Origin of the sequence: Rhodococcus sp. RS1C4, from assembly GCF_002258225.1 — a bacterium.
Taxonomy (GTDB): Bacteria; Actinomycetota; Actinomycetes; order Mycobacteriales; family Mycobacteriaceae; genus Rhodococcoides; species Rhodococcoides fascians_E.
Genome location: NZ_NOXZ01000056.1, coordinates 45,492 through 54,809, shown reverse-complemented (window position 1 = coordinate 54,809; position 9,318 = coordinate 45,492). Strand labels below are relative to the sequence as shown.

Below are 9,318 nucleotides of genomic sequence, written 5' to 3'. Positions count from 1 at the left end.
CTCCTGCCCCTCCGAGAGGAAACACCCGACATGCCCGGCACTCTCACCCACCGCACGCCCCGCCCCGCCCCCGTCGACTCGAAGCCCGCAAAGCCGGTGAAGGCAGACAAGTACCGGGTGCTCTCCGACACCGACCGCAGCGCACTCGAAGCACGCGCCGCGGCCGCGACCGGTATCAAAGCGCGCTGGTTGCACGCGCTGCTGAACCGCGATGACAATCACCGCCGCAACCGGGACCGCGACCGAGCGCTACTCGGCGACGGCAGCCAGAGCGGAGTGTTCACCGCATCGGATGACCGCGGGTTCACCGGCGCGGGCAGTGGCCGCATGGCCACCGTCCTGCCCCCGGTCGAATACCGCGGCACCACCAAACAGGTCGCCGGGCTGTATCCGTGGATCTTCGGTGCCTCCGCCCCGATCCTGGGACCGATCCTCGGCCCGCACCTCTCCACCGGCGCCCCGGTCGGCTTTTCTCCGCTCGCCGCGAAAGAGCGGGGAGCGATCACCGCACCGGCGTGCATCATCATCGCGCTCAACGGCTTCGGGAAGTCGACACTGCTGCGCCGTATCGCGTTGGGAGACATCGCCGCCGGTATTCGGGTGATGTGGCCCGGCGACGTCAAGCCCGACGGCCGCAAGCTCACCGAAGCGGTCTGCACCACCGGTGTCAACGAGGTCGGTTACGGCACAGGTGCATTGAACCCTCTCGATCCCGGTCCGATCGGGGTCGCACTGGCCCGCTACATCACCATCGACCCGGACCTGCGTCGCCGCTACGAGTTCGCGCTGCATTTCCGTCAGGTCAACCTCGTCCTGGCCCTGTGCGAGATCGTGCGCCGAAGTCCGTTGCAGGACTACGAGGAAGCGGTCATCGACTCCGGTATCCGCCTGCTCTACACCCCCGTCGTGGGCGGTGGCCGCGGACACGACGTCGAGAGGCCCGCGCGCCTGTCGGATCTGCTCGACCTCGTCGACAGCTGCCCCGACGAGCTGCAGAACGACGTGGTCGCCGACAGCCCCGAGGAGTACCGCGGACAGGTCAAACCGCTGCTGCGCACCCTGCGAGCCCTCACCAAAGGCCGATTCGGCGAAACGTTCGACTCCGCCACCACCGTCCGGATCGACATCGACAACCCCTCGACCTGCCTGGACATGTCCGCCGTACCCGAAGGCGACTCCCTGATGCGCGCCGCTGTCCTGGTCTCGGGCTGGTCGGAGTGCTTCGCCGCGGTCGACGCCGCACACCTGCGCGCCACCAGCGGCAACGGCCCACACCTGGCGTTCTCCATCCTCATGGACGAGCTGTGGCAGGTCCTCTCCTGCGGTCCGACAATGGTCGACCGCCTCGACGGTGTCCAGCGCCTGCAGCGCACCAAAGGAGTCGGCGTCATCGCCGTCACCCACTCGGTCGCCGACCTCGAAAAAGTCGGTGCGTCCGGGTTCTTCGAACGCTCCCGCGCCCGCATCATCGGCCCCATCCCCCGCAGTGAGGTCGCCCGCCTGTCGGAGGTGATGCAGTTCTCCGAACGCGAGAAGACGATGCTCACCAACTGGTCCGACTCCGCCGACCTCGGCTCGGCTGCCACCGCGATGACCGCTGCCCGCATCCGCTGCAAGCACTGCTCGAGGTCGCTGCTCTTCCTCGCCGGCACGCAGACCCCCATATGGGTGCACCAGGACAGCGAAGCGCGGCACTGCGACGCCGTCGACCCGCACGAGAGCGTCCAAGAGTTCGACCCCAGCCGTATCGCCGAACCATTGGAGTCGGTCAAACAACCCCCCTCCGGGATGGGGCACTTTCTGCTCAAGCTCGGCGAAGGTGGCCGCCCCGGTGTGCCGTTCCGGGTGTGGGTGACTCCGGCGGAGAAGAAATCCGGAATCCACGACACCGACGAGCGTCTGGACGCCGCCACCGAAGAGCAGCGCCGTGCGGCGGTGACCCGATGAGCGCCCACCTCGCCCGGCACACGACGATGACACCGGACGCCGCCGAATCCGCAGGGGCCTGCTCCGCCGTGGGTGAGCGCCGGAAGTACCGGCTCGTCGACGACGACACTCGCGATGCTGCGATCGGCACCGTCTGCACAGCCATCGAACAAGGAACCTCCTTCACCGCTGCCTGCGCGGTGGTCGCCGCACACATCGGTGTCGCTGCGACCACCGTCCGCGGGTGGGTCAACGACTCCGGACGCCGCCCTCGTACGGACTACGACGAAGTCCTCGAATTGCGCCGCGCGTTGGCTGCGGCCGCCGAACTCAACCACCGTCTCGCTGCCGGACGAGAACCACCGACGACGGAGCTGCGGTGAGCGATCAGGGTGGCTCCTCGGGCCTGACGGCAGTCGCGATCGCGGCCGTCGGGGTCCTACTGGGGGCCGCGGTGCTCGCAGCATTCCTCGCTCAAGACGAGCAAGACCGCGCCGCTGCGTCGACCGACTGCCTACCCGGAACCTCTCAGCTCGGCGCGACGCCCGGGAACCTGCTCGCCGCCCCCGGCTCGTTCATCAAACCCGTCGACCCCGCCACGGTGACCTTCACCAGCGGTTTCGGACCCCGCTGGGGTGCGCAACATCAGGGCATCGACCTGGCCGGTCCGATCGGAACCCCGATCTACGCCGCCGCCGACGGCACGGTCTACGCCGCCGGGGAAGCGTCCGGTTTCGGGCAGTGGGTCGTGCTCGATCACGTGCTGGGCGGCAAGACCGTCTCCACCGTCTACGGACACATCGACTCCTACAGTGTCGCCGCCGGCCAAACTGTGCGCGCCGGACAGGTCATCGCCACCATCGGCAACCGGGGGCAATCCACCGGGCCGCACCTGCATTTCGAGATCTGGGACGGCGGCCGTGCCGGCGGGAGCGCGATCGATCCGCTCGCCCAATACGAGGCCGCACCAGCCCCCGGCGCAGCACCACCTGCTCCAGCACCGTCCGCTCCTGTCTCGGCTCCGATACCTGCGCCGGTGGATCAGCTCGCCGGAACAGTCCCGGGCGCTGGCGGGGATCTGTCGACGCCCACCCCGGCATCGATGGGAAACGAGACCAATCTGCAGGTCGGCACCAAACGCGTGATGCGTGCTCTGGCACTGAAATTCGGTACCCGTCTCGATTCCCTCGGTGGTTGGCGGGCGAGCGGCGGAGCAGTCGACGATCATCCGCAAGGCCGCGCGGTCGATGCGATGATCCCGAACTACTCCTCCGGAGACGGCGTCGCGCTCGGCAACGAGATCCTCGACTACGTCATGGCCAACGCCGACTTCTTCCACCTCGAGTACGCCATCTGGCGGCAAACCATCCACTTCCCCGGCCAGGAACCCTCCCTGATGGAGGACCGCGGCTCGGACAACGAAAACCATATGAACCACGTCCACATCACCGTCGACGCCTCCGGATTCGACGACGCAGGCGCAGTGTGGGGCCAACTGCCCGGCGGAACGGCCACAGGGCCGGGTGCGTCCGCAGCCGCCCCCGGATGCACCACCCCCGGGGCCGGGCTCGGTGAGGATCTCGCCGCCGGCACGGTACCGGCGGAGTTCGAACCGTGGCTTCGCAAGGCCGGGGGGATCTGCCCGCAGATCAAGTCCTCACTACTCGCCGCGCAGCTCGACGCCGAGAACGGCTTCTCCTACGGCCCCTACGCCCCCGTCTCGAGCACCGGCGCCGGTGGCCCCGCGCAGTTCATGCCCGGCACCTGGGCGAGCTACGGCAAGGACTACGACGGCGACGGGTCGATCGACATCAACTCCATCGGCGATGCAGTCATGGCGCAGGGCCAGTACATGTGCGACATCGCAGGGGTCATCGACGCCGGGATCGCCGACGGCCGGGTGAGCGCACCGAACGGACCCACCGAGCTCTACCTCGCCGGCTACAACGCCGGCGAAGGCGCAGTGCTCTCCTCCGGCGGATTCCCCACCGGCTCCAACGATTACATCGTGCAAACCCGCCCGTACGCGGACAAGATCATCGCCGCCGAACCGACGTTCAGGAGCCAGAACTCATGACACACACTGCTTATCGTATCAGGTTCTCGCACAACACATCCGGTGCCCGTGTGCTGGCATCGGTGGCCGCTGCGATCGCCACCGTCGTGCTCGCGGCTGGCTGCGGTAGCTCACCGGACCCCGATCCGGTCCCCGAAGGCACCGACGCTCACGTACAGATCGACCCGCTCGACCCCACATCCCTCGGGCCGCAGGAGGCAGCCTCGGTGGCGATGAACGCGATCCTGTCCTGGCAGCCCGCGTTCGACACCAGCAAGACCGACGCCCTCGCCCGGGCGCGGCCCTGGCTGACGGTGCCGCTCACCGACACGCTCGACGCGCCGCAAACCTCGACGCAGTTGCGTCCGGATCGGGAATGGGACGCCTGGGCAGCATCCGGAGACACACTGACCGCGACGTGCACCCCGTCCGCCGATACCCCGGCCAGCCCGGAGGGTATGCGGACCGTCATCGTCGACCTCGACTGCCGCCAACGCGTCCTGCACGCCAGCGGCGCATCGACGCTGCGGCCTGTCGAGACCTGGAGAACCACGATCATCTCCACCCCCGGCGGGTGGCGACTGTCCGACTTCCGGTACCGCACATGACATCGCCCGAGACGTCGATCGCGCAGTGGACGGTGCTGATCGCCAAAGCCGCGGCCCTGGGCGTCCTCCCCCGCTCCGACGAGCTCGACACGGACCAAGCGGATCCGGCCAACGAACTCGACACACACCTAACAGCCATGACCCGTATTCACGAGAGGACTTCACCATGAACACCGACGTCAAAGATCCCAGCAACGACTCCGCGACGATGTGGCTTCTCGGCGGTCTCGCCTCCGCTGCCGTGCTGATCGGCGGCGGAGCATCGATGTCCCTGCGCCTCGGTAGCGAGCAGGAGGTCCCGGCGAATCCGGCCGACGTCGTCTCCCAGCTCTACACCGGCGATCTGGTGTGGACATCCGGGGCCACCGTCGTGGCCGTATTCTTCACACTGCTGATGCTGGTCCTGCTCGGCGCGGTCGGTGTTGCTCTCGGTCGCCGGCGTGCTCGGCGTAGCCGCGTCGACGACGCCGCCGAACACCTCGGGCGCATCAAAGACGTCCGGTCGCTGACCTACAAATCCTGCCGCTCGGTGGCCGAACGCCTCGGAACACCCGTCGAACGGGGAAGCGAACCCGGTGTGCCGCTGGGAATCATGGTCGGCACCCGCGCTCACCTGTACGCCGACATCGAATCCACCCACGTCGACATCTGGGGTCCACGTTCCGGTAAGACCACCTCCCGGGTGATACCGGCGATCCTGGCTGCGATGGGCTCGGTGCTGACCACCAGCAACAAACGCGACGTCGTCGACGTCACCCGCGCCTACCGCGACGAGATCGGCACCGTCTGGATCTTCGACCCGCAGCGGGTCGCGCAGGAACCGGCGACGTTCGTGTGGGATCCGCTGTCCTGGGTGCGCTCGGACACCGCGACCGTCGCCGACGCCGGCGACCTCGCAGGGCTGGATGCCGATGTCTCGGTGCAGGAACGCAAAGCAGCGGCGCTGGCGAAACAGTTCGCTGTCGGTGAGGACGGGCAAGCAGCGAAGAAGGATGCGTTCTTCGACCCGGAAGGTGAGGATCTGCTCGCCTCGCTGATTCTCGCGGCCGCGGTTGCCCGCAGGCCGATCACACAGGTCTACCGGTGGGTCACCGATGTGCAGAACCTCGAACCGATCTCCCTGCTACGCCAGGCCGGCTACGCGCTGATGGCGGACGGACTGTCCGCGCACTACACCGCCACCGACAAGCAGCGATCCGGGGTGTTCACCACCGCCAAGAAGATGATCAACTGCCTCAAGTTTCGATCGGTGCACCCGTGGATCGAACGCACCGGCCCGGGCGATACCCGCCCGGAATTCGATCCTGCGCAGTTCGCCCGGTCCGACACCGACACCCTCTACAGCCTGTCCAAGGAAGGGATCGGGTCCGTCGGTCCGATCGTGACCGCACTGACCGTGGCAGTGTGCGACGAGATCCTCGAACGCGCCAGCGAGATCCCCGGCGGCCGTCTGAAGACGCCGTTCCTGTTCGCACTCGACGAAGTGGCCAATGTCGTTCGGTGGCAGGAACTTCCCGGTCTCTACAGCCACTTCGGTTCCCGCGGAATCATCATCATGTCCATCCTGCAGTCCTGGTCGCAGGGCGCACGCTGCTGGGGCGAGGACGGTATGAAAGCTCTCTGGTCGGCCGCCAACGTCGCCGTCTACGGAGGCGGCGTCAAAGTCGACGACGGGCCGTTCCTGCGGAACATGTCCACCGCCCTCGGCGATCACTACGAGATCACCGGTTCGATCTCCTCCGGACGAGGCGGCAACTCCCGCTCCCGTCAACGCACACAGGTCCGCACCCTCACCGAATCCGATCTCGAAGCGCTCCCCCGCGGCCGCGCGATCATCCGCTCCTCTGGCAACCGGCCCGTCCTGGTCGAGACCGTGCAATGGACCCACGGACCCCACGCCGACGCCGTGCAGGACGCGACCGCACGCGCGGACGAGTCGGCGACGGCGACGGACGACTCAGGGGATCGGCGTGACGCCATCGGAAGTGGAAGCGGTGTGGCTTTGGGTAAGACACCGAGCTTCACCGGGACCGAGAGCGAGGCACTGTGAGCGACGACGAATTCGATCCCGCCACCGAATTCGCAACCCCCGGGGACGATTCGGAGCCTGCCAGGATCGATCACGACAACGTTGACGCGGAGGGTGCGCTCCCGGTAGCGGACGACGACCGCGGGGCAGCCGGCCATGACGAGTTGTCCGCTGCGTTCCAACAGCAGGTCGACGCAGCTGTGTCCGCCCGGATCCGCACGGAAGTGGCGGCGATCGCCGACGCACAGTTCGGTGAAATCCTCACCCCGGAACTGTTCAAGCAGTTGCAGGCCGCGACCGCACGCGCTCTGGCCGCGACCCTCGACAAAGAGGTACAGAAGGCGCAGGCGGCCGCCGACGATGCCGAAGCCGCACCGGTCTACACAACGCTGTTGGACTTCGTCGACGAGGTGATCCGCCCGCACTACCGCCGAGAGGTCTCGGAAGGAAATCAGAAGAAGTGGTGCCCACAGTGGTGGGCACACGGGGAAGCCTACCGGCGACTCGATGCCCTCTGGCGTGCGTGGGAACACCTGCGTAAAGACCCGAACGCCGGGGCGAGTGTGTGGTGGAAAGACCACGCAGACCACCACATGGGCATGCTCCTCGACCCACAGGGCCCGTTCTCCGCGTGCGGTGTTCGGCACGGGCACAAGACCACCCTCCCCCCGCTCCCTGCCGACGAACCGGACCCCGCTCTGTTCGCGATCCCGGCCGATCCCGACACCGCAGCCGACGCCGACGTCCCACCGCCCGCCGACACCCGCTCGACCACCACCGCCGCCATTGAAGGAGCACAACGATGACGCAAGCACCCGACACTCTCACCGACGACCTCGGTCGTTCACTGCGCACCAGCCTGCAAGTCGCCCTCCTCGCCGGCGAAGCGATCGCCCGCCGCCGGGAGAACCGACTCCGCGAGGCCCGCCAACGCAGCGACGAACGCGCTCGCGCATTTCAGACGCGGCTACGCGCCGAACGAGGATCCGCCGAAGCGCAACTGCGCCCGGTGCACTCGTCTCGGTGGTGGGAGGCAGCGACACCCGAGATCCTCGCCGAGACGTACCGCACCGCCCACGCGTGGAAAGAGCAGTCTCCTGTTGCTGCAGACGCGCTGGCACGCCTGGACGATCAGCTCGCCGCTCGGCACGGGATCGACACGGCCACACTCGGAGTCGAACAGGCCGGTGTGGCGGATCGTTTGGCCGCGATGATGAACGAACGCGCCGCCCGGGAAGCAGCATCGAACTCCTACACCGAGCGCGGCTTCACCGTCGTCGATGATCGTCCTGCCGGCCGCGGGTTCATCCCCACCTGGGATCTTCGCCAGGCAAACGGCAAGAACATCGACCGCGGCGCTATCGACGAAGCACCGCAACATTGGGCCGTGTTTCTCACTCGCGACGACAAGAACGAATGGGCCCCAGAATTCTTCTGCACCGACGTCGCCGCCGCAGGCCTCGACCGTCCCGTCCCGCCGCTGTACCTCGCTCACGAGGACTGGTGGTGGGAGATGGCCGCCGAGCATCAGATCGCCGAAATCTACGAGCAGTTCATCCACAACGGTGGCACCTACGGCGTAGCCCGCATGGAAGATCAGATCTCACGTCACTACGGCATCGACGCCAGCACCTCACGGGGCCTACCTGACGAACTCGCCGACCGCATCGCTGCTGTGAACGCCGAACGCGCCGCCACGGTCAGCGCCGAGAAGTCGACACGAGAACGCGCGGACACCGTCGCCGCGATCACGCTCGCAAACAGCGTCGACGCCTCACGCGGTGCCGCACGAGGATCTGTCGAAGCGCAACTGCGCGCGGTGCACTCGACCCGTTGGTGGGACGCAGCCACATCCGAGACCCTCGCCGAGACCTACCGCATGGCCAACACGTGGAAAGACCAGTCGCCTGTCGCCGCGGACGCGCTGGCACAACTCACCGACCAACTCGCCACCAGATATGGAATCGACACGACCACACTCGGCAACGATTCGGGCTCGGTGGCCGATGACCTGGCGGAGGTGTTGAATAGGCGCGCCGCCCGGGAAGCACAGTCCACCCCCACGCCCGACCCAATGGCGGACGTGTTGAACAAGCGCGACCCACAGGCCGCGGAATTCGACGCTGCGCTGGAGTGGGCTAAAACAGCCGTCCCACGCGACGCCGAACGCTACGTCTACGCGGGCGGAGAACGCAAAGACGCAGCGCGCGAAACCATCACGACCGGATGGGAAGTCGTCCAGTCCAAAGCCTGGGCCACCGAGAACGCACCGGCATTGGCAGCGCAATTCGCGCAGACCGAAATCTCGGCCAACCGTCAGGACTACCTGACGGCGAGAACCGAGCTGATCCAGGAATGGTCCACAGCGGGACGCCCGCGCGTCGACGCCGCACTGGGAACACAACCCGCCACCGCATCAGCGAGCTCGGCCGCACCGTACCGGTACGACTCCAAAGAACGACGCGACGCACTGACCGCACAGCTCCACGCCGCTGGCGTCGACCCGGACGCCATCGAAGCCCGCCTCGCCGCCGACCGCGACAATGCACACCCCATCGGCACTCCCGCTGCGTCCACGTCGAAGTCCCCGAAAGCAAGCAAGGGCGACCGCAGCAACTCCCGCTCTACGAGCACCGAACGCGGAGACCGCTGACAGCCCATGGGCGTCGCGGTGTAGGGCCTCCCCTAACTTGGCGGGG

General features: G+C 67.4%; 8 protein-coding genes. All 8 read left to right on the top strand.

All coding sequences use genetic code 11. The features are described 5' to 3' along the window. The first annotated feature begins 30 nt into the window (after window positions 1-30). The 8 genes from CH289_RS27675 to CH289_RS27645 are packed head-to-tail and all read left to right on the top strand — an operon-like array spanning window position 31 to window position 9,272. A complete protein-coding gene (locus CH289_RS27675; RefSeq protein WP_094729123.1) occupies window positions 31-1,947 on the top strand; it encodes a P-loop NTPase family protein in 1,917 nt (638 codons plus the stop codon). Further along, window positions 1,944-2,309, top strand: a complete 366-nt coding sequence (locus tag CH289_RS27670) for a hypothetical protein (RefSeq protein WP_462052420.1) — start codon at window positions 1,944-1,946, stop codon at window positions 2,307-2,309. Before CH289_RS27675 ends, CH289_RS27670 begins: the two co-directional genes overlap by 4 nt. Further along, on the top strand, window positions 2,306-4,003 hold the full coding sequence (locus CH289_RS27665) for a M23 family metallopeptidase (RefSeq protein ID WP_094729121.1): 1,698 nt from the start codon (window positions 2,306-2,308) through the stop codon (window positions 4,001-4,003). Before CH289_RS27670 ends, CH289_RS27665 begins: the two co-directional genes overlap by 4 nt. Beyond that, a complete protein-coding gene (locus CH289_RS27660; RefSeq protein ID WP_094729119.1) occupies window positions 4,000-4,590 on the top strand; it encodes a hypothetical protein in 591 nt (196 codons plus the stop codon). The genes CH289_RS27665 and CH289_RS27660 overlap by 4 nt, the downstream gene beginning before the upstream one ends. Further along, the gene (locus CH289_RS28475) at window positions 4,587-4,760 is read left to right on the top strand and encodes a hypothetical protein (protein WP_179276890.1); all 174 of its coding nucleotides are present in this window, start codon (window positions 4,587-4,589) and stop codon (window positions 4,758-4,760) included. Before CH289_RS27660 ends, CH289_RS28475 begins: the two co-directional genes overlap by 4 nt. Continuing rightward, on the top strand, window positions 4,757-6,640 hold the full coding sequence (locus CH289_RS27655) for a type IV secretory system conjugative DNA transfer family protein (protein WP_094729117.1): 1,884 nt from the start codon (window positions 4,757-4,759) through the stop codon (window positions 6,638-6,640). Before CH289_RS28475 ends, CH289_RS27655 begins: the two co-directional genes overlap by 4 nt. Then, window positions 6,637-7,425, top strand: a complete 789-nt coding sequence (locus CH289_RS28895) for a DUF4913 domain-containing protein (protein ID WP_256977622.1) — start codon at window positions 6,637-6,639, stop codon at window positions 7,423-7,425. The genes CH289_RS27655 and CH289_RS28895 overlap by 4 nt, the downstream gene beginning before the upstream one ends. After that, entirely contained in the window at window positions 7,422-9,272 is a 1,851-nt protein-coding gene (locus tag CH289_RS27645) for a hypothetical protein (protein WP_094729115.1), read from the top strand. The genes CH289_RS28895 and CH289_RS27645 overlap by 4 nt, the downstream gene beginning before the upstream one ends. Window positions 9,273-9,318: the final 46 nt, after the last annotated feature.

Excerpts from the sequence above, each read along its gene's own strand:
- CH289_RS27675 (WP_094729123.1), top strand. The coding sequence starts at position 31 with ATGCCCGGCACTCTCACCCACCGCACGCCCCGCCCCGCCCCCGTCGAC.
- CH289_RS27670 (WP_462052420.1), top strand. The coding sequence starts at position 1,944 with ATGAGCGCCCACCTCGCCCGGCACACGACGATGACACCGGACGCCGCC.
- CH289_RS27660 (WP_094729119.1), top strand. The coding sequence starts at position 4,000 with ATGACACACACTGCTTATCGTATCAGGTTCTCGCACAACACATCCGGT.
- CH289_RS28475 (WP_179276890.1), top strand. The coding sequence starts at position 4,587 with ATGACATCGCCCGAGACGTCGATCGCGCAGTGGACGGTGCTGATCGCC.
- CH289_RS27655 (WP_094729117.1), top strand. The coding sequence starts at position 4,757 with ATGAACACCGACGTCAAAGATCCCAGCAACGACTCCGCGACGATGTGG.
- CH289_RS27645 (WP_094729115.1), top strand. The coding sequence starts at position 7,422 with ATGACGCAAGCACCCGACACTCTCACCGACGACCTCGGTCGTTCACTG.